The organism is Micrococcus sp. Mcc89, assembly GCF_024519795.1.
Taxonomy (GTDB): domain Bacteria; phylum Actinomycetota; class Actinomycetes; order Actinomycetales; family Micrococcaceae; genus Micrococcus; species Micrococcus luteus.
Window position 1 is genome coordinate 1 of record NZ_JALJRI010000009.1, and the last position, 25680, is coordinate 25680.

Annotated in this window: 23 protein-coding genes and 1 riboswitch; of the genes, 10 read left to right on the forward strand and 13 right to left on the reverse strand. The window is 74.0% G+C overall.

Annotated elements, in window-relative coordinates:
• A protein-coding gene (locus NR072_RS00765; RefSeq protein WP_256835805.1) for an IS5 family transposase occupies window positions 1-810 on the forward strand; the annotation gives its coding sequence in 2 pieces (ribosomal slippage) (window positions 1-272 and window positions 274-810; 809 coding nt annotated over the 2 pieces). This gene is flagged as partial in the annotation.
• Between the two features lie 42 nt (window positions 811-852).
• Window positions 853-1062 (forward strand): hypothetical protein, encoded by a 210-nt coding sequence (locus tag NR072_RS00770; RefSeq protein WP_002857973.1) that lies wholly within the window; start codon window positions 853-855, stop codon window positions 1060-1062.
• A 90-nt stretch (window positions 1063-1152) separates the two neighbouring features.
• Here NR072_RS00770 and NR072_RS00775 read toward each other — a convergent pair whose 3' ends face one another.
• On the reverse strand, window positions 1153-1953 hold the full coding sequence (locus NR072_RS00775; RefSeq protein ID WP_256835806.1) for an enoyl-CoA hydratase/isomerase family protein: 801 nt from the start codon (window positions 1951-1953) through the stop codon (window positions 1153-1155).
• Between the two features lie 21 nt (window positions 1954-1974).
• On the opposite strand from NR072_RS00775, the gene NR072_RS00780 reads away from it, so the two are divergent.
• Complete coding sequence (locus tag NR072_RS00780) at window positions 1975-2103, forward strand: hypothetical protein (RefSeq protein ID WP_256835808.1); 129 nt, start codon at window positions 1975-1977, stop codon at window positions 2101-2103.
• Between the two features lie 9 nt (window positions 2104-2112).
• Here the strand turns inward: NR072_RS00780 and NR072_RS00785 are convergent, their stop codons facing one another.
• Window positions 2113-2655, reverse strand: coding sequence for a MarR family winged helix-turn-helix transcriptional regulator (locus NR072_RS00785; protein ID WP_002857975.1), 543 nt, complete (start codon window positions 2653-2655; stop codon window positions 2113-2115).
• A 132-nt stretch (window positions 2656-2787) separates the two neighbouring features.
• Between NR072_RS00785 and NR072_RS00790 the strand changes: the two genes are divergently transcribed.
• Entirely contained in the window at window positions 2788-3174 is a 387-nt protein-coding gene (locus NR072_RS00790; protein WP_044658809.1) for a hypothetical protein, read from the forward strand.
• 9 nt (window positions 3175-3183) lie between these two features.
• Here NR072_RS00790 and NR072_RS00795 read toward each other — a convergent pair whose 3' ends face one another.
• The 3 genes from NR072_RS00795 to NR072_RS00805 are packed head-to-tail and all read right to left on the reverse strand — an operon-like array spanning window position 3184 to window position 7150.
• Entirely contained in the window at window positions 3184-4386 is a 1203-nt protein-coding gene (locus NR072_RS00795) for an acyl-CoA dehydrogenase family protein (protein ID WP_256835810.1), read from the reverse strand.
• On the reverse strand, window positions 4383-5981 hold the full coding sequence (locus NR072_RS00800) for a fatty acyl-CoA synthetase (protein WP_256835811.1): 1599 nt from the start codon (window positions 5979-5981) through the stop codon (window positions 4383-4385). Before NR072_RS00800 ends, NR072_RS00795 begins: the two co-directional genes overlap by 4 nt.
• A 20-nt stretch (window positions 5982-6001) precedes the next feature.
• The gene (locus NR072_RS00805) at window positions 6002-7150 is read right to left on the reverse strand and encodes an acetyl-CoA C-acetyltransferase (RefSeq protein WP_115165836.1); all 1149 of its coding nucleotides are present in this window, start codon (window positions 7148-7150) and stop codon (window positions 6002-6004) included.
• A 258-nt stretch (window positions 7151-7408) separates the two neighbouring features.
• Here NR072_RS00805 and NR072_RS00810 point away from each other — a divergent pair, with 258 nt between their 5' ends.
• Window positions 7409-7663, forward strand: coding sequence for a DUF6480 family protein (locus NR072_RS00810; protein WP_095346987.1), 255 nt, complete (start codon window positions 7409-7411; stop codon window positions 7661-7663).
• A 138-nt stretch (window positions 7664-7801) separates the two neighbouring features.
• On the opposite strand, the gene NR072_RS00815 is transcribed toward NR072_RS00810, so the two are convergent.
• The 7 genes from NR072_RS00815 to NR072_RS00845 form a co-directional block, all read right to left on the reverse strand.
• The gene (locus tag NR072_RS00815) at window positions 7802-8197 is read right to left on the reverse strand and encodes a hypothetical protein (protein ID WP_063188917.1); all 396 of its coding nucleotides are present in this window, start codon (window positions 8195-8197) and stop codon (window positions 7802-7804) included.
• Window positions 8198-8387: 190 nt separating this feature from the next.
• Entirely contained in the window at window positions 8388-9830 is a 1443-nt protein-coding gene (locus NR072_RS00820; RefSeq protein ID WP_095694964.1) for a sodium:alanine symporter family protein, read from the reverse strand.
• A 60-nt stretch (window positions 9831-9890) separates the two neighbouring features.
• A complete protein-coding gene (locus tag NR072_RS00825) occupies window positions 9891-11246 on the reverse strand; it encodes an RNase H family protein (RefSeq protein ID WP_256835814.1) in 1356 nt (451 codons plus the stop codon).
• Window positions 11247-11458: 212 nt separating this feature from the next.
• Window positions 11459-11965, reverse strand: coding sequence for a TetR family transcriptional regulator (locus tag NR072_RS00830; protein WP_115165839.1), 507 nt, complete (start codon window positions 11963-11965; stop codon window positions 11459-11461).
• Window positions 11962-12663 (reverse strand): ABC transporter ATP-binding protein, encoded by a 702-nt coding sequence (locus NR072_RS00835; RefSeq protein WP_036316162.1) that lies wholly within the window; start codon window positions 12661-12663, stop codon window positions 11962-11964. The genes NR072_RS00830 and NR072_RS00835 overlap by 4 nt, the downstream gene beginning before the upstream one ends.
• Window positions 12663-14393: an iron ABC transporter permease gene (locus tag NR072_RS00840; protein ID WP_256835817.1), complete on the reverse strand. Its 1731-nt coding sequence runs from the start codon at window positions 14391-14393 to the stop codon at window positions 12663-12665. Before NR072_RS00840 ends, NR072_RS00835 begins: the two co-directional genes overlap by 1 nt.
• Entirely contained in the window at window positions 14393-15457 is a 1065-nt protein-coding gene (locus NR072_RS00845) for a thiamine ABC transporter substrate binding subunit (protein WP_256835819.1), read from the reverse strand. Before NR072_RS00845 ends, NR072_RS00840 begins: the two co-directional genes overlap by 1 nt.
• Before the next feature lie 70 nt (window positions 15458-15527).
• Window positions 15528-15633: riboswitch (TPP riboswitch) on the reverse strand.
• Between the two features lie 46 nt (window positions 15634-15679).
• Here NR072_RS00845 and NR072_RS00850 point away from each other — a divergent pair.
• Complete coding sequence (locus NR072_RS00850) at window positions 15680-16966, forward strand: AI-2E family transporter (protein ID WP_144825191.1); 1287 nt, start codon at window positions 15680-15682, stop codon at window positions 16964-16966.
• On the opposite strand, the gene NR072_RS00855 is transcribed toward NR072_RS00850, so the two are convergent.
• Window positions 16932-17981 (reverse strand): agmatine deiminase family protein, encoded by a 1050-nt coding sequence (locus NR072_RS00855; RefSeq protein WP_041102659.1) that lies wholly within the window; start codon window positions 17979-17981, stop codon window positions 16932-16934. The two genes, NR072_RS00850 and NR072_RS00855, sit on opposite strands and share 35 nt — an antisense overlap.
• Window positions 17982-18112: 131 nt before the next feature.
• Here NR072_RS00855 and NR072_RS00860 point away from each other — a divergent pair, with 131 nt between their 5' ends.
• The 4 genes from NR072_RS00860 to NR072_RS00875 all read left to right on the forward strand — a co-directional run bounded on the left by NR072_RS00860 (window position 18113) and on the right by NR072_RS00875 (window position 25667).
• Window positions 18113-21757 (forward strand): bifunctional proline dehydrogenase/L-glutamate gamma-semialdehyde dehydrogenase, encoded by a 3645-nt coding sequence (locus NR072_RS00860; RefSeq protein WP_256835823.1) that lies wholly within the window; start codon window positions 18113-18115, stop codon window positions 21755-21757.
• 19 nt (window positions 21758-21776) lie between these two features.
• Window positions 21777-22358, forward strand: a complete 582-nt coding sequence (locus tag NR072_RS00865) for a thioesterase family protein (protein ID WP_230259749.1) — start codon at window positions 21777-21779, stop codon at window positions 22356-22358.
• Window positions 22359-22389: 31 nt separating this feature from the next.
• Window positions 22390-24384: an FMN-binding glutamate synthase family protein gene (locus NR072_RS00870; RefSeq protein ID WP_230259748.1), complete on the forward strand. Its 1995-nt coding sequence runs from the start codon at window positions 22390-22392 to the stop codon at window positions 24382-24384.
• A 116-nt stretch (window positions 24385-24500) separates the two neighbouring features.
• On the forward strand, window positions 24501-25667 hold the full coding sequence (locus tag NR072_RS00875) for an MFS transporter (RefSeq protein ID WP_256835827.1): 1167 nt from the start codon (window positions 24501-24503) through the stop codon (window positions 25665-25667).
• Window positions 25668-25680: the final 13 nt, after the last annotated feature.

The following is a 25680-nucleotide window of genomic DNA, read 5'->3' on the forward strand; positions in this document are numbered from 1 at the left end:
CGTTCGCCGACGCCCGCACCATGGTGGAGGCGATCATCTACCGGTACCGGTGCGGGATTGCATGGAGGGATCTGCCCGAGGTCTACGGGCCTTGGCAGACCGTGTGGACCTGGCATCGGCGCATGGCCGAAGAAGGCACATGGGACACGGTGTTGGCGACGCTGACCGCCGCCGCGGACACCGAAGGTCTGGTGGATTGGTCGGTCTCGGTGGACTCCACGATCGCCCGCGCCCACCAGCACGCCACGAACATCACCCGCCACACAGGGGGATGGGTCGAACTACAGGAATCCGCGTGAAGAGCCAGCCGATCACGGCATCGGGCGCTCTCGGGGCGGGCTGAGCACGAAGATCCATCAGCTCGTGGACGGGACCGGGCTGCCGTTGGTCAGTCTGATCACCCCCGGCCAAGCAGGAGACTCCCCGATGCTGCTGCCCCTACTGGGGCGGCTGCGTGTGGCACGGCCGGTAGGACGGCCCCGGACCCGCCCCGAGGCCCTGCTGGGCGACAAGGCCTACTCCTCCAGGGCGATCCGCACCCACCTGCGTGCCCGCGGCATCAAGGCGGTCATCCCCGAGCCGACCGACCAGCAGGACCACCGCAGACGCCGCGGCTCAGCCGGCGGCCGGCCCGTGGGCCTGGACTCGCAGGCTTACAAGGGCCGCAATGTCATCGAGCGCCAGTACGCGCACCTGAAGCAATGGCGAGGCCTGGCGACCCGGTACGACAAGTACGCGATCGTCTACCGGGCCCCCGTGGTGTTGAACGCGGTGCTCGCATGGTCAAAACGATTGTCAGACATGCCCTAGCCGCCCAGCCACCCCGTCCACCCCACCCAGTACGCTCGCCCCATGAAGATCGGTCTCCGCAAGCCCAGCCTGAAGAAGTCCATCAAGGCCCGCACCACGGGCCGCGCCAAGCGCGCGATCAAGCGCAAGGTCATCCCCGGCTACGGCCGCAAGGGGATGGGCTGGCTGCGCGATCCGAAGCGCGCCGCCTACAACGCCGTCTACCGGCGCACCACGGTCGGCCTGGGTGACGTCCTGAAGATGTTCAAGTGACCTCCACGCCCTCGCGGACCCGGCCGGGGTCGGCCCGCTGAACACGCGCCGCCGGCCTGGCCACTCACGGCCCGCGCCGCCGCCCACCTCTCACCGGCCCGCGAACGCCTCCACCCGCCGCACGGCCTCCGGGTGCTCGGACGCCGCCGCGATCGACGCCGCCTCCTGCCGCACATGCGCGCGCAGCGCCTCGACGTCGGCCCCGCGCGCCAGCGCCTTCGTCGGCCCATAGGTGTGCGCCGGACCGGCCACCAGATCGTCCTCGAGCTCCGCCAGACGCGCCGCGAACGCGCCGCCGGCCACCGCCTCGGTCGCCAGGCCCCATGCGACGGCCTCGGTCCCGTTCAGGCGCCGCCCGCCGAGGAGCAGCTGCGTCGCGCGCACCGGCCCGAGCACCCGCGGCAGCCAGTAGGACACGCCCGTGTCCGGTGTCATCCCGAGCGCGGAGAACGCCGTCACCAGCTGCGCGTCCTCGCGCACCAGCACGACGTCGCCGCCCAGCATGAGCCCGAGCCCCGCCCCGGCGGCCGTCCCGTTGACGCCGGCCAGCACCAGCAGGCGAGAGCCCGTCAGCGCCACCGCGACCTCGCCCGCCGCCTCGCCGAGCTCCTGGATCATCGCGCGCCGCTCCGGCCCGGCAGGCGCGGCGGCCATGGCCTGGACGTCCCCGCCGCCGCAGAAGATCCGTCCCGCGCCGGTCAGCGTGAGCACGTGCACGGACTCGTCCGCCTCGGCCTTGGCGATCGCCGCGAGCACCTCGCGCGCCATCGTCAGTCCGAGCGCGTTGCCCTTCGCGGGCCGGTTCAGCGTCAGCCGCACGACGCCGGGCCGCGCCTCGACGAGGACGGCCGGGGCGTCGTCGGAGGAAGAAGGGGTGGGTGCGGTGCTCATGTCAGCTCCTGGGGTTGGCGGGTGCGGGGCACGGGTGCCGGCCGCGAGGACGGCCGGCCGGGCATGGGGTGGGTGCGCGATCCGAAGCGCGCCGCCTACAACGCGGTCTACAAGCGCACCACGTTCAGCGTCTGGGACCTGTTCCGCTGAGTCTGTTCCTCACGCGGGCTGGTCCGCCTCGTCCTCGTCATGCTCCTCCACGCTGCGGATCAGGGCCCGCAGGAACGCGGCCGCGCCGGCGAGCTCGGCCGGGGTGAGGCCCTCCACCGCGGCGAGCATACTGCGGTGCATGGCGCCCAGGGTGGCGCGGACCTCGTGGTCCGTCTTGGCCGTCGGCTCCACCACCACGGATCGGCGGTCCTGTGGGTGGGGCGCCCGTCGGGCGTAGCCGTCTCGGACCAGTCGGTCCACCAGGGCGCTGGCGGAGGCCGGGGTGATCTCCAGGGCGCTGGCCAGATCCCGCTGACGGACCTTGTGGCCGCGTCGGTCGGCCCGCAGCAGGTAACGCAGGGCTGACAGGTGGGTCTCTCCCATCCCCATGCTGTCCCGGGTGCGGGCGCGCATGCGCCGTTCGGCCTCCCGGTAGCGTCGCAGCAGGTTGAGCACGTCCACAGGTTCGATCTCGCGGGCGCCGCGGGTGTACCAGTAGCCCGACGTCGGTTCGCCATCCGTGCTGGTCAGCGTGGTGTGCTCCTCACCCATGCGCTCTTGAACCTCCCTGTTCACGTCACCCCGAAAATTTGGTTAGTCTTCCTAACGCATAGTTAGACTAACATTTTCCAGGTCACGGCGATCTCTGTGAGGGGGCGCCCGGGCCGCGGCGAGAGGAATGTCATGACAGCAACGCTGGAGGCCCCCCAGGCCATGGGGCGGACCCTGTCCGCCGTCCCGCCCGTCCTCGAGTCCCCGGCGCCGCAGCCCGCCGCCTTCCGTCAGCGCTGCGCCCTCCTGGCCATGAGTGCCGCGCGGGCCGTCACCGTGTTCCCCGAGGTCGCTGAGGCCAGGTTCGCCATCACCGGCACCCCCTCCGCCCCCGCGCTGGAGGTGGACTGCATCCTGCGGGACGGAGAGGACACCGCGGCGGTCATCGAGACCATCACGGTGCACCTCGTCGAGGACCTCGAGGAGCTGCTCGGCGCACGGTTCCACGAACGTCGGCTGGAGCTGGTCGTGGACCGCAGCCTGCCCCGGGTGGGCGTGGGGGTCGTCTCCGCGCCCTGAGGGAGGCGCTCACGCGAACGCGCTCATCCCGGTCAGGTCCCGGCCGAGGATCAACGCCTGCACGGACTCGGTGCCCTCGTAGGTGTGCAGCGCCTCGACGTCGGCGAAGTGCCGCATCACCCGGTGCTCGAGGAGGATGCCGTTGCCGCCGAGCATGTCCCGGGCGATCTGCGCCACCCGCCGCGCGCCCCGCGTGCAGGCGTACTTCAGCAGGGACGCCTGCTCGTCGCGCAGTAGCCCGGCCGCCTGCAGGCGGGCCACGGCCACGCAGCGGGTCTGCATCGCGGTCACCTCGTCCAGCATCTGCGCGAGCCGTTCCTGCACCATCTGGTGCGCTCCCAGCGGCTTGCCGAACTGCTCGCGCTGCCGGGCGTAGGCCAGCGCGGCCTCGAACATGGCGGTCGCGTGGCCCAGCGCGGACCAGCCCACGTTCACGCGGGTGGCCACCAGCACGCGCGCGGCGTCCTTGAACGTCGCCACGCCCGGCAGCCGCGCGTCGTCGCCGACCCGCACGTCGGTCAGCGTGATCTCGGCCTGGTGGATCGCCCGCAGCGCGCCCTTGCCCGTGATCACCTCGGCCTCGTACCCGGGCGTGGACTGCTCCACCACGAACCCCTTGACCTGGCCGTCCTCGGTGTCCCGCGCCCACACGATCGTGATGCCCCCGGCGGCCCCGTTGCCGATCCACTTCTTGGCGCCGTTCAGCACCCAGCCGCCGGCGCCGTCGGGCCGCGCGGACGTCTCGAGGGACACCGAGTCCGAGCCGTGCAGCGGCTCCGTGAGCGCGAACCCGCCCGGCAGCGTGCCGCGCGCCACCGGCTCGAGGTACCGCTCCTTCTGCCCCGGGCTCGCGCAGTGCACCAGGGCGCGCAGCACGAGCCCGCCCTGCACCGCCGCCGCTGCCGCCATCGACCCGTCCGCCCGGGAGATCTCCATCGCCACCAGACCCGCCGCCAACGGGGACATCACCGCGTGCCCCGGCACCTCCAGCCCGTCGGTGAGCAGGTCCAGCTCGCCCGCCCGCGCCACCAGGTCCAACGGGTACTCCGCCCGGTCCCAGTGCCCGTCGATCCGCTCGAGCACCTCCCGGCCGTAGGCGCGGGCGCGGTCCCAGTGCGCGCGGTCCTCGTCCGTGGCCTCCCCGAACGCGTCCAGGTAGTCGACGTCCAGGGGCGTGACGACGTCGTAGGTCGGCTTCTGCGTGCGCGTCACCGGGCCTCCTGCGTCCGCTCGGCGCGCAGCGCGCGCTTGAGGAGCTTGCCCGACTGGTTCCGCGGCAGCTCCGCCACGAAGTCCACGCGCTTGGGCACCTTGAAGCCCGCCAGCCGCTCCTTCACGTGGGCGCGCACGGTCTCCGCGGTCAGCTCGGCGCCCTCCTTGAGCACGACGACGGCGGTCACCGCCTCGATCCAGCGCTCGTCCGGTAGGCCGATGACGGCGACCTCGGCCACCTCGTCGAGCTCGTAGATCGCGTCCTCGACCTCCCGCGGGGCGACCAGCACGCCGCCCGTGTTGATGACGTCCTTGATGCGGTCCACCACCTGGATGTAGCCGGCCGCGTCCTGGGTGACCTGGTCGCCGGAGCGGAACCAGCCGTCGTCGGTGAACGCGTCCGCGGTGGCATCCGGGCGGTTCCAGTAGCCGGAGAGCAGCTGCGGCGAGCGGTACTGGATCTCGCCGGGCTCGCCGGGCGCAGCGGGGGCGCCGTCGGCCGTCATCACCCGGGCCTCCACGTGGAACACGGGGCGGCCGCACGAGGCGGGCCTCGCGTCGTGCTCCTCGGGGCGCAGCACCGTGCACAGCGGGCCCAGCTCGGACTGGCCGAAGCAGTTGTAGAAGCCGATGCCCGGCTGGCTCTGGCGCAGGCGCTGCAGCACGGTCACCGGCATGATCGAGGCCCCGTACTGGGCCTTGCGCAGCGAGGAGAGGTCGCGCGTGGCCAGGTCCGGATGGTTCGCCAGCGGCACCCACACGGTGGGCGCCAGGAACAGGGAGCCGATGTGCTCGGTCTCCACGAGCTCGAGCATCCGGGGGATGTCCGGGGCGGGCAGCAGGCGCACCGTGGCGCCGAGGCTCAGGTAGGGGAGCAGGAACACGTGCATCGCGGCCGAGTGGTACAGCGGCATGGCCACGAGGGGGCGGTCCTCGGCCGTGAAGTCCAGCGCGATGATCGAGGAGAGGTACTCCGCCACGAGCGCCCGGTGGGACATCATGGCGCCCTTGGGGGTGGAGGTGGTGCCGGAGGTGTAGAGCAGCTGGGCCAGGTCGGTGGCCGACACCTCCGCCTCCGGGGCGGCGGCGTCCAACGTCTCGTCCCGGGCGGTCTCCAGCACAGAGGGCTCGGCGTGGCCGGCGGGGAGCATGGTCCACACGTGCCGCAGAGCCGACGCGCGGCCCTCGGCCCGGACCTGGTCGACGCGCCCGAGCATGCCGGCGTCGGCCACGAGCAGCTCCGCGCCGGAGTCCTCGAGGGCGTGGGCGAGCTCGCCGCCCTTGAGCGCGAAGTTCACGGGCACGTGCACGTAGCCGGCCGTGACGCAGGCGAGGAAGAGCAGCGCGTAGGCGTCCGAGTTGGTGGCGTAGGCGGCCACCCGGGTGCCGGCCGGCAGGCCGGTGTCCTGGAGGCGGCGGGCCACGCGGTGCGCTCCGTCCCGGAGCTGGGCGTAGGTCCAGTCGCGGTCCTCGAAGCGCAGGGCGACGGCCTGCGGGGAGCGGGCGACCGCGCGTGCGAACACGCGGCCGATCGTGTCCTCCGGGGCGGGGGAGAGGTGGCCGGCGTCGGTGGGGTGGGTGATCTGGTCGGGCATGGAAACCTCCGGGGGATGGGTCAGAGACGTTCGATCACGGTGACGTTGGCCTGGCCGCCGCCCTCGCACATGGTCTGCAGGCCGTAGCGGCCGCCCGTGCGCTCGAGCTCGTGCAGCAGGGAGGTCATCAGGCGGGCGCCGGTGGCGCCGATGGGGTGGCCCAGGGCGATCGCCCCGCCGTTGACGTTGACCTTCGCCGGGTCCGCGCCGGTCTCGGTCAGCCAGGCCAGCACGACGGCGGCGAACGCCTCGTTGATCTCCACGAGGTCCATGTCGTCAATGGTCAGGCCCATGCGATCGAGCGCGTACGCCGTCGCCGGGATCGGGGCGGAGAGCATCATGACGGGGTCCGCGCCGCGCGCGGAGATGTGGTGGATGCGTGCACGCGGGGTGAGGCCGTGACGACGCACCGCCTCCTCGGAGGCGAGCAGGAGGGCGGCCGCGCCGTCGGACATCTGCGACGCCGACGCCGCCGTGTGCAGCCCGCCGGGGACGATCGGGTCGAGCGAGGCGATCTTCGCGGCGTCCGGGGTGCGCGGCCCCTCGTCCGCGGTGAGGCCGGCGAGCGGGATGATCTCGCGGTCGAAGCGACCGTCGGCCTGCGCCGCGAGCGCGCGCTCGTGGGAGCGCACCGCGAACTCCTCTAGGGTGTCCCGGTCCAGGTTCCAGTGCCGGGCCATCATCTCGGCCCCGCGGAACTGGGAGATCTCCTCGTCCCCGTAGCGGGCGGCCCAGGACTCGGAGCCGGTGAACGGGTCGGGGAAGCCGAGCTCGTGGGCGGCCGTGTTGGACCGGGAGAGCGGGATCGCGCTCATGGACTGGACGCCACCGGCGACGACGAGGTCCGCCGTCCCGCTCATGACGGCCTGCGCGGCGTAGTGGACCGCCTGCTGGCCGGAGCCGCACTGGCGTTCGACCGTGGTGCCGGGGACGTCCTCGGAGAGCCCGGCCGCGAGCCAGGCGTTGCGCGCCACGTCCATGGCCTGTGGGCCGAGCTGGTCGATGCAGCCGAGGATGACCTCGTCGTACTCGGCCGAGTCGATGTCCTGGCGGGCGACGAGCTCGCGCAGCGGCGCGGCCGCCAGATCGAGGGGATGTACGCCGGCGAGCCCCTTCCCTCGGCGACCCACGGGGGTGCGGACGGCGTCGATGATGTAGGCCTCGGGCATGGGGGCTCCTCCGGACGGCGGGGACGTGACGCCGATCACGTTATTGCTTGGACATCCAACGATCAAGAGTGTGACGGGATCCGTTGCGGCGGCCTGGAGGAGCGCCGTTTCGTCAACGAAAGCGGCTCGGGGCGCGCCGTTTCGGCCACGAAAGCGCTGGGGCGGGCGTCGCCTCGCCCTGGTCAGGACCCCCTGCCCCGGGCCTACCGTGAGGGCCAGCGGCACGCACCCGTGCCGCTGAGACGAGAGGAGCCGGCCATGGCCACCCCGCACACCCCCGACCCCCAGGACGCCCGGCGCGCACGCGAGGCGACGGACGAGACCTCCGGCGTCGCGTTCGACGGCGACACGCCCCCAGCCGAGGGCGCAGGCGTCGGCCCGAGCAACCCGGGCATGGACGTGGAGCAGACCGGCGAGCGCTCGGCCGGCAAGATCGTGCTCGGGCTGATCATCGCCCTCGTGGTCATCGGCGTCCTGGTGTTCATCCTGGGCCGCGTCGCCGGCCTCGGCTGAGCCGCGGCGCAGACGCCTCGAGCACGCCACCGGCCCATCGCGACCACGGGGCGGGCACCGATCCGTCGGTGCCCGCCCCGTGGTCGTGTCCGCTCCGCGGTGATGCCGCTCAGCTGCGACGCCGCGCCGTCGCAGCGGTCAGAAGCCGCCGCCCACGGTCCGGCGGCCACCCGCCGTGCGTCGGCCGGCGGCACCGGACCGGCCGCGGGAGGCGAGGGCCCCGCCGAGCAGCCCGCCCAGCAGGCCGGTGCCGAGGCCGCCCGTGGACCGGGCCGAGGGTCCGAAGCCGCCGCGGTACGCACCGGAGCTGCGCCCGCGCGTCGTGCCCCCGGCGCCGCGGCGCGAGAGCTCACGCAGCGCCAGACCGCCGAGCGTGCCCAGGAGGGCACCGCCCAGGCCGCTGGACCGGCGTCCCTGAGAGCGGGCCTGCCGGCCGAAGCCGGGGGACCGGCCGATGTGCGCACCGATGGTGGGTCGGCTGGAGCGGCGGCCACCGCCGCCGAGAGTGCGGGTGAGGCTGGAGAGGATGCCCATGGTGTCCTCCTCGGACGTCGTGCCGGCCACTCGTGCGTGGCCGGTCGGGTGCGCCTCAACCTAGGCGTCAACCCCCGCACGGTGTCCAGACCGGGCATCCTCATGCATCGAGGCGGGATATCCACCCCACGGCCGCCCGCGGCAGCCAGATGGGGTCGATATCCCGCCTCGAAACGCGCGGGCGGGGGCGTCAGTCCTGGAGCGGGGAGGTCTTCGGCTCGTCCCTCCAGAGGGCCACGTTCCGCGCCTCGGGCAGGTCGGAGAGGTGGAAGCCCGGATCCATGCCCGCCTTGAGCTTGCGCTCGTAGTCCCGGAGCAGCTTCACGGCCAGCCCGCCCAGCGGGATGATCGCCACGAGGTTGATGGTCGCCATGAGGGCCGCGAACGTGTCCGCGAGGTTCCACACCAGCGCCACGGAGCCGAGCGCGCCGCCGACCACGCACACCAGCACGAGCACGCGGAACACGGTGATGGCCCGACCCGCGTGGCGGCCGGCCAGGTACCGGATGTTGGCCTCGCCGTAGTAGGTGTTGCCCAGCACGGAGGACCAGGCCAGGAAGAAGATGATGACGGTCAGCGCCGGGCCGGCCCACGCGCCCACGGCCTGCTGGAGCGCACCCTGGGTCACCTGCATGCCGAGCGCCTCCCCGCGTCCGTAGGCCGGGTTGGAGAGCAGGATGACGAACGCGGTGGCCGAGCACACGATCAGGGTGTCGAAGTAGACGCCCAGGGACTGCACGAAGCCCTGCTTGGCCGGGTGGGAGACGGCCGCGGTGGCGGCGGCGTTCGGGGCGGAGCCCATGCCGGCCTCGTTGGAGAACATGCCGCGGCGCACGCCCTGCATCACCATCGTCATGCCGACGGCGGCGCCCGCGACCTCGCGCAGGCCGAAGGCGTGGCCCACGATCAGCGCGATCATGCCCGGGACCTCGGTGATGTTGACGACCATCACGATCAGGGCCAGGAAGATGTAGAACGTGGCCATCACGGGGACCAGCACGTTGGTCACGGCCGAGAGCCGGCGCACGCCGCCGAAGATCACGAGGCCGGTGAGGGCGGCCAGGCCCAGGCCCACGATCCACGCGGTGGTGGAGGACGCGCCCCAGTTGGCCTGCACGGACTCGGAGATCGAGTTGGACTGCACGGCGTTGAACACGAAGCCGTAGGTCACGGTGATGGCGACGGCGAACACGGCCGCCAGCCACTTCGCGCCCAGACCGTCGCGGATGTAGTACGCGGGCCCGCCGAAGTAGCCGTCCGCGCCCTTCTGCTTGTACAGCTGGGCCAGCGTGGACTCGACGAACGCGGTGGCGCCGCCGATGATCGCCAGCAGCCACATCCAGAACACGGCGCCCGGGCCGCCGATCACGATCGCGATCGCCACGCCGGCCACGTTGCCGGTGCCCACGCGCGAGGCCGCCGAGATGGTGAAGGCGCGGAACGGGCTCACGCCGTCGTTCTCGAATCCGGTCTGGGACTTGGCCGTCACCGACCGGAGCATCTCCGGGAGCATGCGCACCTGCACGCCCACGGTCCGGATGGTGAACCACACCCCCGCCACGAAGAGCAGCGCCATCACGACGTACCAGTACTTGTCGTTGAAGGCGGTGACGGCCGCTGTGATCTGTTCCACTGTCGCTTCCACAGCCCCACCCTAGAGGCTGGGGCGGAGGACGCGGAATCGGGGCCGGGGTCAGCCGGCGGCGGCGTCGTCCTCGACGCGGAGCTGGATCAGCTGCCCCATCCGCTCGGGCAGGTCCCCCTCGGGGGTGCCGACGCTGGCGTGGCGGGCGGCGGCCCGGGCGAGGTCGTCGGCCAGTTCGTTGCCGTGCACGCCCACGTGGCCCTTGACCCACGTGGTGTCCACCTGGACGTCCGCGGCCTGCGCCAGGTCGACGGCGGCCAGCAGGCGCCGCAGGGTGCGGCGGATGCGCTCGCCCCGGGCGCCGCCGAGGGTGAGCCGCTCGCGGCGGGCGGCGTTGAGCAGGGCCAGCGCGGCGCGCGAGTCCGAGTGGATGGTGACCCGGCCGCCGGGGGTGCCCGCCCACGCGCAGATCACGTGCCCCAGCACGAGCGCCTCGAGTTCCACCTCGAGCGGCATCGTGGCCCCGGCCACGGCCTGCACGGCCCACATGCTCGGCCCGGCGACGGCGGCCGCCCCGCCGATGCGGGAGCCGCGCAGCACGGAGCCGTCCACGTACACGTCCGTCACGTCCGCCTCGTCCGCGAACGTGAGGCTGTGGGTCACCCCGGGCAGGTTGCGGCGCAGGAAGCGGTCCGTGCGGCGGCGGGAGAGGAAGACGCCGGAGGAGCGGCGCAGCGCGTCCTCCTCCTCCTGGGCGGCCTCGATGGCCTCGAGCGGGATCCGGGCCGCGCCCGTCTGGGCGACCGTCTCCGGGTCCACGTCCGGCAGCAGGTAGCTGGAGCGCTGCGTGCCCACGGGGGACTCGTCGAGCCGGTAGGAGACCACGCGCGTGTCCACGGGGGCGAGGACCTCGAGCAGGGAGAGCAGCTCGGCGTCCCGGTCCGAGCCCAGCCGCACGATCACCGGGCGCTCCGGCGGCAGGTCGACGGTGACGGTGGACCAGAAGGCGCTCAGATGCGCCGTGCCGACCATCCCGGTGTAGACGTGGCCGCGGACGTCGTCGCCGAGCTCGCGCAGCTCGAGCTCGCGGGCCACGTAGACGATGCCCCCCGTCGTCGGGTGCAGGTCCAGGCGGAGGGCGGGGCCGTGGTCCACGCCGGGCAGCATGGCCAGCGGGCTGGCCACCACGCGGACGCCGTCCCGGCGGATCCGGGTGCGCGGCGGGGAGGGGCGGGGGACGACGGGGCCGGTGCGCGTGAGGTCGACGCCGTTCCGGTCCCGCGGGGTGCCCCGGGGCCGGCGGGCCCGGACCACGCGCAGCGGGCGGTGCTGCTCCTCCGCCTTGGCGCCCGGGCCACGGAAGTCCCAGCCCACGTCGACGAGCGCCGCGGGGTGTGCGGCCTCGACGTCGTGATGCAGCGTCCGGTCCACGACCGTCCGCGGGTGGTTGATCCGTGCTCCCATGGTTTCGCCGGCTGTGTCGAAGGGGACCGCGCCGGAACTGTGAGCCGGGTCCGGCGGGCCATGCTGGTCCTGCGGCGGTCGGGCGGGATCGCCGTGGACGAAGGGGACGACCCGTCCCGACCTGTTCTGCTCTGGGCGACCTTACCGAGCGCACCTGTGAGGAGGCAGGTCTCCTCTCCTCGGCCTCCCGCGCGGCGGCGTCGGACGAGGGGTCAGAGCGGGTCCGTGCGGTGCCGCTGCACGTCCGGGCCGGTCGGCACGCCGAGCGCCTGCGCCTGCGCGCGCTGCTGCCGCAGGGACACGGTGCCCAGCAGCAGCGCCAGGGCCCGCTCCCCGTCCTCCGGGGTGTCCGCCGCCTCGGTGAGCAGACGGTGCAGGCCGAGGCCGCCCAGCCCGAGCGCGAGGGCGGAGAGCACCACGTCCGCCCCGTCCCGGTGCCGCAGCAGGGCGGCCTCCGCGACCTCGGCGCGGCCCGCCAGGTCCGTGACGCGGCGAGCCCGCACGGTCTCCTCCGCCTCGGCGACGATCCGGTCCGCCACCCGCGCCAGCAGCGACTGCTTGTCCGGCACGTGCCAGTACAGCGCGGAGGCCTGCACGCCCAGCACCCCGGCCACGCGCCGCATGGACAGGTCGCCCATGCCGAAGTCCTGCAGGATCCCGACGGCGGCGTCCACCACGTCCTGGGCGGTCAGCCGGGGGCGGGGTGCGGGCGGGGTCATGCCTGAGAGGCTACCGCCGGGCCGTCCTCCTCCGCCGCGATGCGTCCCCCCGCGCCGAGGCGCACGGTGCGGTCGGCCATCACGGCGGCCTCCGCGAGGTCGTGGGTGACGACGACGCCGGTCGTCCCCGCCGCCCGCAGCACCGCCCGGATGTCCTCGGCCAGGCGCCGGCGCAGGTCCGCGTCGAGCGCGGACAGCGGCTCGTCCAGCAGGAGCACCCGCGGGGCAGGGGCCAGCGACCGGGCGAGCGCCACGCGCTGGGCCTGCCCGCCGGAGAGTCGCTGCACGGGCCGGTCCGTGAGCTCGGTCAGGCCCACCAGGTCCAGCAGCTCGGCCACGCGCGCCCGCCGCCGGGCCCGGTCCCAGCCGGCGGACTCGAGGCCGTACGCCACGTTCCGGCCCACGGTCCGGTGCGGGAACAGCTGCCCGTCCTGGAACACCATCCCCACGCCCCGGCGGTGCGTCGGCACCGCGGCCACGTCCCGTCCGTCGAGCTCCACCGTGCCCGCCACGACGTCCTCGAGCCCGGCGATCCCGCGCAGGATGGTGGACTTGCCCGAGCCGGAGGCGCCCACGAGCGCCACGATCTCCCCGGCGGCCACGTCCAGGTCCGTCCCCCGCACGGGGGTGGAGCCGTCCGGGTAGCGGATCGCCACGTCCCGCAGCCGGAGGGAGGCCCCCGTCGTCGTCGGCGTCATCACAGACCTCCCGCCCCGGCCGGGCCCCGGGGGCGCAGCCGCTCGCACACCAGCATGATCCCGGCGCTCAGCACGGCCAGCACCGTGGCCGCCGCGAGCGCCATCCCGTAGTTGTCCGCGCCCGGCCGGCCCAGCAGCCGGGCGATCAGCACCGGCAGGGTGGGCGCGGACGGGCTCGCCAGGAAGCTCGTGGCCCCGAACTCACCCAGGGACACCGCGAACGCGAAGCCCGCGGCCACGCCCACGCCGCGGGCGAGGAACGGGCCGTCCACCGTGGCCAGCACCCGCCACGGGCCCGCCCCGAGGGTGCGTGCGGCCTCCCGCAGCCGCGGGTCCACCGCCGCGAGCACGGGCACGAGCGCCCGCACCGCGAGCGGCAGCGCCACCACCGCCTGGGCCAGCGGCACGAGCACGCCCGAGGCCGCCAGCTCCGGGAACGCGGCCCGCAGGGACACGACGAAGCCGAAGCCCACGGTCACCGCGGACACCCCGAGCGGCAGGAGCAGGGCGCCGTCGAGGGCCCGCTGGGCCGCCAGCGCCGCGCGTGAACGGAAGGGCCGGGTCAGCAGCAGGGCCAGCGGCACGGCCACCACGAGCGTCACGAGCGTGGCGTCCACGGCCACCCGCAGGGACTGTTCGAGCGCCTGGGCCGGCGTCGACCCGCCCACGAACCCGCTGCCCGCGCTCGTGGACAGCAGCCGATAGTTGCCCAGCCCCCAGCCATGGCGGGTGTGGAAGGAGCGCACCACGAGCGTCAGGATCGGGGCCACCACGAGCGCCACCACCGCGAGCATCACGGCCACCGGGACCGCGTCCGCGCGCGTGAGCCGGGCCGGCGGCGTCTCCCGCAGGCGCAGCGCCCGCTGGGTGCGCGCCGCCGTCACGCCGGAGACCACGACGGCGGCCAGCACCACCGCGAACTGCAGCACGGAGAACACCGCCGCGGTCCGCAGGTCCAGGTAGACGGAGGTCTGCACCCAGATCTCCGACTCGAGCGTGCCGTAGCCGGGCCGGCCGAGCGTCTGGACGATGCCGAACGCGGACGCGCAGAACAGGAACACCAGGGCCGCGCTCGCGGCGATCGCCGGGGCGAGCTGGGGCAGCGTCACGGTGCGGAACGCCCGCCACGGCGAGGCGCCCAGGGTGCGGGCGGCCTCGGTCTGGCGGGGGTCCAGCGCGTTCCACAGCGCGCCCACCTGGCGCACCACCACGGACACGTTGAAGAAGACCATGGCCAGCACGACGGCGGTGGTCGTCTGGTCCAGCCCGGTGAAGCCCAGCGGTCCGCCGGGGGCGAGCAGGGCGCGGAACGCGACGCCGACCACCACCGTGGGCAGGACGAACGGCACGAGCACGAGGGCGCGGAGCACGGCCCGCCCCGGGACGCGACGCCGGTGCAGCACGAACGCGGTCGGCAGGCCGAGCGCCACCGAGACCACCGTGCCGGCGGCGGCCATCCCGAGCGTCTGGCCGAGGATGCGCCACGTGCGTTCGCGGGCGAGGGTCTCCCCGAAGGCGGTGAGGTCCACGGCGCCGGTGAACGCGTCGGCGTCGCCGCCGATCCCGCGCCAGAGCATGGCCGCCACGGGCCACGCGAAGAAGACGAGCAGGAAGGCGACCGGCAGGACGGCGGCCACCAGCCACCACGGGCTGAGCCCGTCCCCCCGGCCGCGCGCCCGCCGGCGCGGCAGGTCCGTGCCGGGGGCCGCGACCTCGGTGAGCGCGGACATCAGCGCCGGGAGGCCTCGGCCAGGGCGGTCCACTCCTTCAGCAGGTCCTCGCGGCGCTCGTCGATGCGGGCGGGGTCCGGGGTGATGGCGTCCTCGACGAGCGGCGCGTTCTGCGCCCATTCCTCGGGCAGCTGCACCGACTCGTCGATCGGGTACATGTACATCGACTCGGGCAGGGCGGACTGGACCTCCTCGGTGAGCATGAAGTCCACGAACGCCTGCGCGCCCTCGGGGTTCTTCGCGCCCTCGAGCACGCCGGCGTACTCGACCTGCGGGGTGCAGGAGTCCTCGATCACCTCGGTCTCGGGGGCGAACGCGGGGGAGGAGGAGTAGGAGAGCACCACCGGGAACTGACCCTTGCCCTCGCCGCCGGAGAAGTCCGAGTTGTAGGCGTCGGACCAGCTGTCGGCGACCTTGCCGCCGTGCTCCATCAGGCCCTGCCACCAGTCCCGCCAGCCGTCGTCGCCGTACTTCTCCGTGGTGGCCGCGAGCAGCGCCAGGCCGGGGGAGGAGGCCACGGGGGAGGTGGCGACCGTCAGCTTCGCGTACTCGGGGTCGTCGAGCTGGTCGATCGAGGTGGGGGCCTCGACGTCGTGGGCGGTGAACCACGCCGGATCCGTGTTGAAGCACACCTGGCCCTGGTCCACCGGGGTCATGCGGTCCTCCACCATCCGGTCCTGCACGGAGGCGGGCAGGTCCTTCGGGGTGTAGGCGGCGACGACGCCCTCGCGGACGAGGCGGTGCGCCGAGTGGTCCTCCACGCCGTAGACGCCGTCCACGGTGGGCTCGTCCTTGGCCAGCAGGAGCTGGTTCACCACGCTGCCGGCGTCGCCGGGGGCCGTGGTCTTCAGGGTGTAGCCGGACTCCTGCTCGAACTTCTGGACGAGCTCCTGGGGCAGGTTGAACGAGTCGTGCGTCATGATCGTCACGGTCGTCGACTCGCCGCCGGCCCCGGAGGCGGACGACGACGCCCCGTCGCCGGACGAGCCGGACACCGAACAGCCGGTGAGGGCGAGGGCGGCCACCGAGAGGGCGGCGAGGGCGCGGTGCGGGGTGCGGGACATGGCGGTTCTCCTCTGTCTGGGACGGCAGAGGGGCCGGGACGAGGCCGCCACCGGAATCCCGGGACGACGTCGACCGGGAGACTCGACTTCCTTCGCCGGTGCGGACCGGAGCAGGTTCGAGGGTCTGCGGCGGACCGCACTCTCAGCGCCGCGCGGGCGCTCCCCTGTCGATGTGGACTGGTCCCGACCCTACCCCGTCCGGCCCGCGCATAGACTGCCCGCGTGAGCGCCGCACAGCCCGCGGGGGTGACCCCGCCGCCCGCCTCGTCCAGCCCCGCCTCCGACTGGGACATCCGCCGCCCCCACCGCATGTGGCCGCGCATGCTGGTGATCGTCCTGACGCTCGCGGGCCTGGTGCTGGTGGTGCAGTTCTTCCAGGGGATCGCCTCCATCGCGGCGCCCGTCTTCCTGGGGCTGAACCTCGTGATCGTGGCCTACCCCCTGCAGGCCTGGCTCATCCGCCGGGGCCTGCACCCCGTGCTCGGGGCCGCCACCACCGTCCTGCTGGTCGTCGCGGTGATGGCCGTGTTCGGGGGCATGATGGTGTGGTCCGGCCTCGAGCTGGTGGCGGAGCTGCCCAAGTACGCGGACCGCTTCCAGCAGATCGTCCTGGACGTCTCGCACTGGCTCAACGAGCGCGGCGTGACCCCGGACATGGTGTCCCAGCAGCTGGCCTCGATCGACATGAGCACCGTGACCGGGACGGCCGTCAGCGCCATCACGAAGATCGCCACGAACGTCTACGCGGTCTTCGGCCTGCTCGTCACCGTGATCATGGGCATGTTCTTCCTCGCGATGGACTCGATGGACGTCGAACGCCGCGTCCGCCTGCTCAGCACCGCCCGCCACGAGTTCGGCCACGCCCTGGTCGAGTTCGCCCAGGGCGTGCGCCGCTACTGGGTGGTCACCACGGTGTTCGGCCTGATCGTGGCGGTGCTGGACGTGATTGCCCTCATGCTGATCGGCGTGCCGCTCGCGCTCGTGTGGGGCGTGCTCAGCTTCCTCACCAACTACATCCCGAACATCGGCTTCATCATCGGCCTGCTGCCGCCGGCCGTCCTGGGCCTGGCGGCGGGCGGCTGGTCCGACTTCCTGTGGGTGGTGGTCAGCTACTCGGTGCTGAACTTCGTGCTGCAGTCCGTGATCCAGCCCAAGGTGGCCGGCGACGCGATCGGCGTGATCCCCACCGTCAGCTTCCTCTCCCTGCTCTTCTGGGCCTGGGTCCTCGGCCCGCTCGGCGCCATCCTCGCGCTGCCCTGCACGCTGCTGGCCAAGGCCGTGCTGATCGACGCCGACCCGAACGCCCGCTGGATCAACGCGCTCATCGCCTCGGACCTGAAGGGCATGGAGCGCCGTCAGTCCTCGCTCCTGGAACGGCTGCGCCCGGCGGCCTGGCGGTCCGACGCGCACGGGAAGGACGAGGACCGCGCCCCGGCGGACGGCGGGGACGACGACGGCCCCGCGGCGGACGAGGTCACGGGCGGGGCTGGAGCAGCACCAGGTCGTTGAGCGCGCCGGCCAGCCGCAGCAGCGGCGGGGCGGGGAACGACAGCTGGGGCAGCCCCGGGTGCAGTGCCGAGCACGCGGCGGCCGCGGCCTCCTCACCCGCGGCGTCCTCGAACGCCGGCCGCAGCACCGCCGCGCCCAGCGGCAGCGTGTCCAGGAGGGAGCGGGGGCCCCGCTCGGCCGGGTCGTACGCGGCGGGCTGCGCCGCCCCGGTCACCGTGCGCACGCGCAGGGGCCGGCCGGCGGCGTCGTCGGCGCCCTGCAGGAAGCGCAGCGCCGCCGCGGCGTAGGGGTGCTCGGGGTGGAACCGGTCGCCGCGCCAGTGCACGGCGGCCTCGCCGTCGCCCCGCAGCCGCACCCACGAGGCCAGGTGGCCGGGCCCGCCCCACGGCCCGGTGTCCGGCCGCGGTGCCGGCGGCAGCCACAGCACCCGGGTGATCCCCAGGAGGGCGGCGAACTCGGCGGCCACCTGGCCGGGGGTCCACGCGCCGTTGATCCGTCCGTCCAGCACGGGGTCCGCGGCCACCACGGCCGTCCCCTCGCCGTCGGTCACCCAGGCCCCGCGCGGGGCGCACAGCAGGGGGGTGAGCAGCGGCAGTCCCGCCGCCTCCGCCACGGCCGTCGCGGCCGCGCCGTCGAGGGGCCCGGTCCCGGTCAGGCCCGCGGCGCTGCGCCAGGCGACGGCGGCCAGGCCCTCGGGGCGGCGGATGAAGCTCGGCCCGGTGCGGCCCAGCAGCGGTGAGCCCACGGGCGCGCGCAGCAGGTCCACCTCCGGGGGCACCAGCCGCGCCGCCCCGGCGTCGCGCGGGTGGGCGAGCACGGTGACCGGCAGGACGGCGGCGAGCGTCTCGGCCAGGCCCACGACGGCGTCCCGCGTCTCCTCCAGCAGCGTCGGCACCGGGTGGCGGTGGGGCAGGACGAGCCAGGCCCGCTCGGGCGGGTCCTCGGGTCCGGGCACGGGCACGACGACGTCCCGGCGCTCCCGCGCGTCGGTGGGGGCGGGGTCGGCGGCGGCCATGGCGGACGGGCTCCTGGGAAGACGGCGGCGACGCGCGGGCGCGCGGCGAGGGGATGTCCATCGAGCATAGGCGTCTGACAGGAAGCCGCGGCGGTTTGACCTGTGACCCGGAACACGTGCAGAGTGCGGCCATGACCGCGATGTTCTCCGCCCAGGACCATGACGATCTCGACCGGGTCCTCGGCGCGACCGGCGGGATCCCCGACCCCGCCGACCTGCACGCCCTCGCCGACGATGCCGTCGCGCAGGTGCGGCGCTGGCTCGCCGAGTCCCGGGACCACGAGGCCGACTTCGCGGCCCGCCAGCTGGCGGGCGCCCTGAAGGAGCCGGGCGGCCTCGACTTCATCGTGCGCTTCGTGGACCACGTGGTCCGCCCCGAGGACCCCGCGATCGCCGCCCGGGCGCTGCGGGAGCTCGCCGGCCGCGCCCCCGGCTTCCTGCCCCCGGCCCTGCGCGCCGTCCTCGGCGTCGGCGGCCGCGCCGCCCCGCTCGTGCCGCGCATCGCCGTCCCCACGGCCCGCGGCGTGCTGCGGCACATGGTCTCCCACCTGATCGTCGACGCGCGGGACCGACAGCTCGGCAAGGCCATCGCGGCCCTGCGCGACGAGGGCACCCGGCTGAACATCAACCTGCTGGGCGAGGCGATCCTCGGCCAGGGCGAGGCGGATCGCCGGCTCGAGGGCATCGCCGCGCTGATCCGCCGCGACGACGTCGACTACGTGTCCGTGAAGGTCTCCGCCGCCACCGCCCCGCACGCGCCCTACGCGTTCGACGAGGCCGTCGCGGACATCACCGAGCGGCTCACCCCGCTGTTCGAGCTCGCCCGGGATCGGGACACCTTCATCAACCTGGATATGGAGGAGTACCGCGACCTCGACCTCACGCTCAACGTGTTCACCGCCCTGCTCGAGCAGCCGGGCCTGCGCGACTACGAGGCCGGCATCGTGCTGCAGGCCTACCTGCCGGACGCGCTCGCGGCCATGGTGCGCCTGCAGGAGTGGGCCGCGCGCCGCGTCGCCGCCGGCGGCGCCCCGGTCAAGGTGCGCGTGGTCAAGGGCGCCAACCTGCCCATGGAGCGGATGCAGGCCTCCCTGACGGGCTGGCCGCTGGCCACGGTGGGCTCGAAGCAGGAGGCGGACACCAACTACAAGCGCGTGCTCAACTACGCGCTCACCCCGGAGCATCTGGCCCACGTGCGCATCGGCGTGGCCGGGCACAACCTCTTCGACGTCGCCCTGGCCCACCGGCTGATCGAGCGCCGCGGGCTCGACCCGGCCGCGGTGGAGTTCGAGATGCTGCTCGGCATGGCCACCGGCCAGGCCGCCGCCGTCCGGGCCGACGTCGGCGCCCTGCTGCTCTACACGCCCGTGGTGCGGCCCGAGGAGTTCGACGTGGCGATCTCCTACCTCGTGCGCCGCCTCGAGGAGGGCGCCTCCCCGGAGAACTTCATGTCCGCCGTGTTCGACCTGGACGCGGACGCGGACCTGTTCGCCCGCGAGGAGGAGCGCTTCCGCGCCTCGCTGCGCCACCTGGACGCGGCCGTGCCCCGTCCGAACCGCCTCCAGGACCGGTCCCGCGGGGAGGACGGGCCGACCCCCGCCCCCGTGGACGGCTTCGCCAACACCCCGGACACGGACCCCGCGCTGCCCGGCAACCGGGAGTGGGCCCGCCGGATCCTCGCGGCCGTCCCGGGCTCGGACCTCGGGACGGACACCGTCCGCGCCCACCGCGCCACCACGGCCGACGACGCCCGCGCCGCCATCGCCGCCACCGCCCACCCCGGCGCCCGCTGGGGCGCGCTCACCGGCCACGAGCGCGCCGACGCGCTGGACGCCGTCGGACGGGCCCTGCACGCCGGCCGGGCCCGCCTGCTGGAGGTGGCCGCCGCCGAGACCGGCAAGACCCTGGACCAGGGCGACCCCGAGGTCTCCGAGGCCGTGGACTTCGCGCACTACTACGCGCGCCTGGCCCGCGGCCTGGACGCGGTGGAGGGCGCCCGCGCCGTGCCCGTCCGCCTGACCCTGGTGATCCCGCCGTGGAACTTCCCCGTGGCCATCCCGGTCGGGGGCGTCCTCGCCGCGCTCGGCGCCGGCTCGCCCGTGGTGTTCAAGCCGGCCCCGCAGTCCGAGCGGACGGGCGCGGTCGCGTGGGAGCTGATCGTGGCCGGGCTGCGGGACTCGGGCCTGTTCGACGACGGCGGCCCGCTCGCCGGGCACGACCCCGCGGACCTCGTGCGCCTGGTGACGCTGGCGGACGAGGACGAGGCGGAGGTCGGCGCGGCGCTCGTGACCGACCCGGCCGTCGAGCGGCTCATCCTCACCGGCAGCTGGGACACCGCACGGCTGTTCAAGGGGATGCGCCCCGACCTGCACCTGCTCGCCGAGACCTCCGGCAAGAACGCCGTGATCGTGACCCCGTCCGCGGATCTGGACCTGGCCACGAAGGACGTGGTCCAGTCCGCGTTCGGTCACGCCGGCCAGAAGTGCTCGGCGTCCTCCCTCGTGGTGCTCGTCGGCTCCGTGGGCACCTCCGAGCGCTTCCACCGGCAGCTGCTGGACGCGGCCTCGTCCCTGCACGTGGCGCACCCCGTGGACCCGCGCGCCGAGATGGGCCCCGTGATCGAGGCCCCCGGCGAGAAGCTGCGTCGCGGGCTCACCGAGCTCGGCCCGGGAGAGCGGTGGGCCCTGCGTCCGCGGCAGCTGGACCAGACGGGTCGCCTGTGGAGCCCGGGCATCCGCTCCGGCGTCCGCCCCGGCGCCGACGCCCACCTCACCGAGTACTTCGGCCCCGTGCTGGCCGTGATGACGGCCGAGACGCTCGAGGAGGCGATCGGGATCGTGAACGCCGTGGACTACGGCCTCACCTCCGGGCTGCACTCGCTGGACCGGGAGGAGATCGACGTGTGGCTGCGCGGCGTGCGCGCCGGCAACCTCTACGTGAACCGCGGCATCACCGGGGCCATCGTGCGCCGCCAGCCCTTCGGCGGCTGGAAGCGTTCCGTCGTCGGCCCCACCACGAAGGCCGGCGGGCCGCACTACCTGCACGGCCTCGTGGACTGGGAGGACGCGCCCACGTGGGCCGGGGGAGAGGGGCGGCCCGGGGCCGAGGCCGACGGTGCGGGCGCGTCTTGGCTCGAGACCGCCCGCGCCCTCGACACCCACGCGTGGACCACCGTGTTCGGGGTGGCCACGGACGTCTCCGCGCTCGAGGCCGAGCGGAACGTGCTGCGTCACGTCCCCACCCCGGTCCTCGTGCGGCGGCACTCGGGGCCCGCCGACCACCTGCTGCGCATCGTCTCCGCCGGCCTGCGCGCCGGGGCGCCCATGACCGTGAGCCTGCGCCCGACCCCCACCGCGGAGGGGCCCGATGTGGACGGACTCTCGGCCGAGGCCGTGCGCGGCCGGGTGGAGGAGCTGGTCCGGTCCGCCCGCACGGAGGGTGCCGGCACGGCCGCGCCGGTGGACGTCGTCGTCGAGGATGACGCCGCGTTCCACGACCGCGCCCGGCGGCTGGCCCTCATCCCGCCCGCAGCGGAGGGCGGCGGCGACGCACGGATCCGGCTCGTCGCCGACTGGACCGGCGACCGGGAGGCGGCCGAGGCGGCGCGGAGCGCGCTGCACGCGGCGCTCGGCGACACCCCCGACGTGGCGGTCTACGCTGGCCCCGTGGTGAGCGCCGGCGAGGTGGAGCTGCTGCCGTTCCTGCACGAACAGGCCGTGTCCGTGACCGCCCACCGGTTCGGCACGCCGGACCATCTGACCGAGGGGGTCCTGTGACCCCGAGGAGGAACCTCCGATGCATCTGATCCCCCGCACGATCTGGGTCGTCGCCCGCGCCCGCCGCCGCCCGCGCGCCGGACTCTGGGAGCCGACGACGCTGCCGATGCGCGCCCTGCCCACGGACGTGGACATGGCCCTGCACGTCAACAACGGCCAGTACTTCGGGCTGTTCGACCTCGGCCGCTTCGACGCGATGGTCCGCACCGGCCTGTGGGACGAGATCCGGCGTCGTCACTGGACGCCCGTGGTGCAGGCCGAGCAGATCGCGTTCCGCCGCTCGGTGACCCTGGGGCAGCGGTTCGACGTGGAGACGCGGATGATCGGCCTGGATGAGCGCGCGGTGTGGTTCGAGCAGCGCGTGGTGGTCGACGGCGACGTCGCGGTGCGCGCGTACATCTGCACGCGCCTGCGCAAGAAGGACGGCCGCCCCGTGGAGAACGACGAGGTCCGGGCGATCGCGGCGGCGGCCGGCCACGACCTCGCGGGGGAGCCGACGCCGCCGGAGTGGCTGCACGAGTGGCGGCGCAGCGTGGCCCTGCCGTCGGCCCGGACGCCCCTGCCCCACACGTGGGACCTCGACACAGTGCGGCAAGGATGAACGTTCGAGTGATATAGGGCACGATGGTCGGGTGAACAACAGACTCCTGATCGTCGCGACCCTCTCGCTGGCCGCGCTCGTCGTCGTGCTGGTGGCCGCCATCGGCGGCGGCGCGTGGTGGGTGCTGGCGGTGCTCCTGGTGGCGCTGCTCGTGCTCGCCGTGTGGGACATGACCCAGAAGCGGCACGCGATCCTCCGCAACTACCCCGTGCTCGGCCACATGCGGTATCTGCTGGAGTCGATCCGCCCCGAGATCCAGCAGTACTTCATCGAGCGCAACTTCGACGGCAAGCCGTTCGACCGGGACACCCGCTCGATCGTCTACGCCCGTGCGAAGGGACTGGACAGCCACAAGGCGTTCGGCACCGAGCGGGACACCTCGGAGATCGGCTACGAGTTCCTGTTGCACTCCACCGCCCCGGTCAACCCGCCGGAGGAGCCCCCCACGGTGCGGATCGGCGGCCCGGACTGCCGCCGACCCGTGGACATCTCGCTGATGAACATCTCGTCCATGTCCTTCGGCTCCCTCTCCGCCAACGCCGTGATCGCCATGAACAAGGGCGCCGGCCTGGGCGGGTTCATCCACGAGACCGGCGAGGGCGGCCTCACCAAGTACCACCGCGGCAACGGCGCGGACCTGTTCTGGGAGATCGGCTCCGGCTATTTCGGCTGCCGCAACGAGGACGGCACCTTCAGCCCGGAGAAGTTCGCCGAGAAGGCGCTGCTGCCCGAGGTCAAGGGCATCACCATCAAGATCTCCCAGGGCGCGAAGCCCGGCCTGGGCGGCATGCTGCCCAAGGAGAAGATCTCCCCCGAGATCGCCGAGGCCCGTGAGATCCCGATGGACAAGGACTGCCTGTCCCCGGCGTCCCACTCCGCGTTCCGCACCCCGCGCGAGATGGTCAGGTTCATCGAGCAGCTCCGTGAGCTCTCGGACGGCAAGCCGATCGGCATCAAGTTCTGCGTGGGCTCCCGCGTGGACGTGCTGGCCATGACCAAGGCCATCTGGGAGGAGCGGATCGCCCCCGACTTCATCATCGTGGACGGCTCCGAGGGCGGCACCGGCGCCGCCCCGCTCGAGTACTCGGACCGCGTGGGCACCCCGCTGACCGAGGGCCTCATGCTCGTGCACAACGCGCTCGTGGGCACCGGCCTGCGCCACATGATCAAGCTCGGCGCGGCCGGCAAGGTCGCCACCGGTTCGGACATCGTCAAGCGTCTGATCCAGGGCGCGGACTTCACCATGTCCGCCCGCGCGATGATGATGGCCACCGGGTGCATCCAGGCGCAGAAGTGCCACACGAACGAGTGCCCCGTGGGGGTGGCCACGCAGGACCCGCGTCTGATGCGCGCCCTCGACGTGGAGGACAAGGGCAACCGCGTCTTCAACTACCACCGCCTGACCGTGCGCGAGGCCGTGCAGATCATGGCGTCCATGGGCCTGACGCATCCGTCCCAGCTGAACACCCGCATGCTGCGCCGCCGCGTGGACCACCTGAGCACCCGCTCGTACGCGTCCATCTACCACTGGCTGCGCACGGACGAGCTGCTCAACGACCCGCCCGCCGGCTGGGCCATGGACTGGGAGGAGGCGGACGCGGACCACTTCGGCGAGCACGCCCGCGTGGACTACCTCACCGAGCGCGACCCCGAGTGGCGCTCCGAGCTGCTGATCCCGGGCCGCAAGGCGGCCGGCGCCCCCGTGCAGGGCTCCCCCATCTCCGGGACGGGCTCCACGCTCGTCGACGCCCGGCAGACCGAGTCCGTGCCGCTGACGACGTCGCCGATGCCGCGCGTCAGCTCGTTGGGTGAGGGTGAGTCGCTGTCCCCGCACGGCGGCCGTCGTCGGGCCCCGCAGGATCCGGCACCCGCCGCCACCGCCGGCGAGACGCCCACCGACGAGAACGAGGGCCTGCCGGCGGAGGCCGGCGAGCGGCCCGAGCGCCAGGACGGCGAGGAGGTCACCCAGCGGGGGACCACCGGCCGCGTCGAGGGCGAGCACCGCGGCGAGGGCCGCGTCGGCTGACCCACCCCCGCAGTCACCCCCGCTTTCGAGGCGGGAAATCCACCTCACACGACGCCCCCGGGCGCCCATGAGATAGATTTCCCGCCTCGTCGCGTGAGGGGTCGTAGCCTGGGGCCGTGACCCTGCCCGCCCCCGCCGCTCGCCGCCCCTCCGCGGCCCTGCTGTGGGTGCTGCTGGCGGCGATGGGCGCCGGGCCCCTGTTCAACTACGGCGTCTCCGCCTCCTCCACGGTCGTGATGGAGCGGCTCGACGTCACCTCGGGCCAGCTCGGCACCGTGATGACGGTCGTGTTCGCGGCGGCCGCCGTCACCTCCCTCGGCCTCGGCCGGGTCGCCGACCGCCTGTCCGCCCGCGCGCAGCTGAGCATCATCTTCGGCGGCACCGCCGCGGCGCTCGTGCTCGGCGCCGTCGCCCCGTCCCTGCCCGTGCTGTACGCGGCGGCCGCCGTCGCGGGCGTCACGCAGGCCATCTCCAACCCCACCACGAACCGGATCATCCGCACCGTGGTGCCGCCGGAGAGGCGCATCGGGTGGGTCGGGGTGAAGCAGTCCGGGGTGCAGGCGGCCCAGCTGGTCGGCGGCCTGTTCTTCCCGGCCGCGTCCCTCGCCCTGGGCTGGACGGGCGCCGCGCTGGGGGCCGCGGTGCTCATCGGGGCGCTCTGGGTGCTCGCCCTGGTCGCCGCCCCGCCGCTGCCCGGGGCGCCGCCGTCGGCCACCGGCCCCGCCGGCGGACGACGACGGCGGGAGACCTCGCCCCTGCCGGCCACGGTCTGGTTCTTCGCGGCGATCGCGTTCCTCACCGGCCTGGGCATGCAGGCCACGAACACGTACCTGCCGCTGTTCGCCGTCGAGACGCTGGGAATGACGCTCGTGGCCGGCGGCGCCGCGGCGGCCGTGTCCGGGGTGGTGGGGGTGCTCTCCCGGATCGGGTGGAGCCGGCGGATGAGCTCCGGAGACCGGCCCACCACCCTGCTGGCCGTGATCTGCCTGGGTGCGGTGGCCGGCGTCGCGGTGTTCCTCGCCGCGGACCTGCTGGACCTGCCGGCCCTGCTGTGGGTGGGCGCCGCGGTGCACGGCCTGACGGTGCTGGGCGCCAACGTGGTGGTCAACGCGGGCCTGCTGAGCGAGGTGCCGGCCGAGCGGCTCGGCCGTGCGACCGGGGCGAACTCGATGGGCATGTACGCCGGCTTCGCCCTGGGCCCACTGCTGATGGGCGTGCTGCGCGACGTCACGGGCGACTACCTGTTGTGGGTCATGAGGTTCTTGGCACGAGGGCCGGGCTGAGATGAGACGAGCG

Coding starts and splice junctions, on each gene's coding strand:
- NR072_RS00835 (WP_036316162.1), bottom strand. CDS start 12,663: ATGACGCCGACGACGACGGGGGCCTCCCTCCGGCTGCGGGACGTGGCG.
- NR072_RS00775 (WP_256835806.1), bottom strand. CDS start 1,953: ATGAGCACCGCACCCACCCCTTCTTCCTCCGACGACGCCCCGGCCGTC.
- NR072_RS00840 (WP_256835817.1), bottom strand. CDS start 14,393: ATGTCCGCGCTCACCGAGGTCGCGGCCCCCGGCACGGACCTGCCGCGC.
- NR072_RS00830 (WP_115165839.1), bottom strand. CDS start 11,965: ATGACCCCGCCCGCACCCCGCCCCCGGCTGACCGCCCAGGACGTGGTG.
- NR072_RS00810 (WP_095346987.1), top strand. CDS start 7,409: ATGGCCACCCCGCACACCCCCGACCCCCAGGACGCCCGGCGCGCACGC.
- NR072_RS00865 (WP_230259749.1), top strand. CDS start 21,777: ATGCATCTGATCCCCCGCACGATCTGGGTCGTCGCCCGCGCCCGCCGC.
- NR072_RS00805 (WP_115165836.1), bottom strand. CDS start 7,150: ATGCCCGAGGCCTACATCATCGACGCCGTCCGCACCCCCGTGGGTCGC.
- NR072_RS00790 (WP_044658809.1), top strand. CDS start 2,788: ATGACAGCAACGCTGGAGGCCCCCCAGGCCATGGGGCGGACCCTGTCC.
- NR072_RS00770 (WP_002857973.1), top strand. CDS start 853: ATGAAGATCGGTCTCCGCAAGCCCAGCCTGAAGAAGTCCATCAAGGCC.
- NR072_RS00855 (WP_041102659.1), bottom strand. CDS start 17,981: ATGGCCGCCGCCGACCCCGCCCCCACCGACGCGCGGGAGCGCCGGGAC.
- NR072_RS00845 (WP_256835819.1), bottom strand. CDS start 15,457: ATGTCCCGCACCCCGCACCGCGCCCTCGCCGCCCTCTCGGTGGCCGCC.
- NR072_RS00825 (WP_256835814.1), bottom strand. CDS start 11,246: ATGGGAGCACGGATCAACCACCCGCGGACGGTCGTGGACCGGACGCTG.
- NR072_RS00785 (WP_002857975.1), bottom strand. CDS start 2,655: ATGGGTGAGGAGCACACCACGCTGACCAGCACGGATGGCGAACCGACG.
- NR072_RS00800 (WP_256835811.1), bottom strand. CDS start 5,981: ATGCCCGACCAGATCACCCACCCCACCGACGCCGGCCACCTCTCCCCC.
- NR072_RS00860 (WP_256835823.1), top strand. CDS start 18,113: ATGACCGCGATGTTCTCCGCCCAGGACCATGACGATCTCGACCGGGTC.
- NR072_RS00815 (WP_063188917.1), bottom strand. CDS start 8,197: ATGGGCATCCTCTCCAGCCTCACCCGCACTCTCGGCGGCGGTGGCCGC.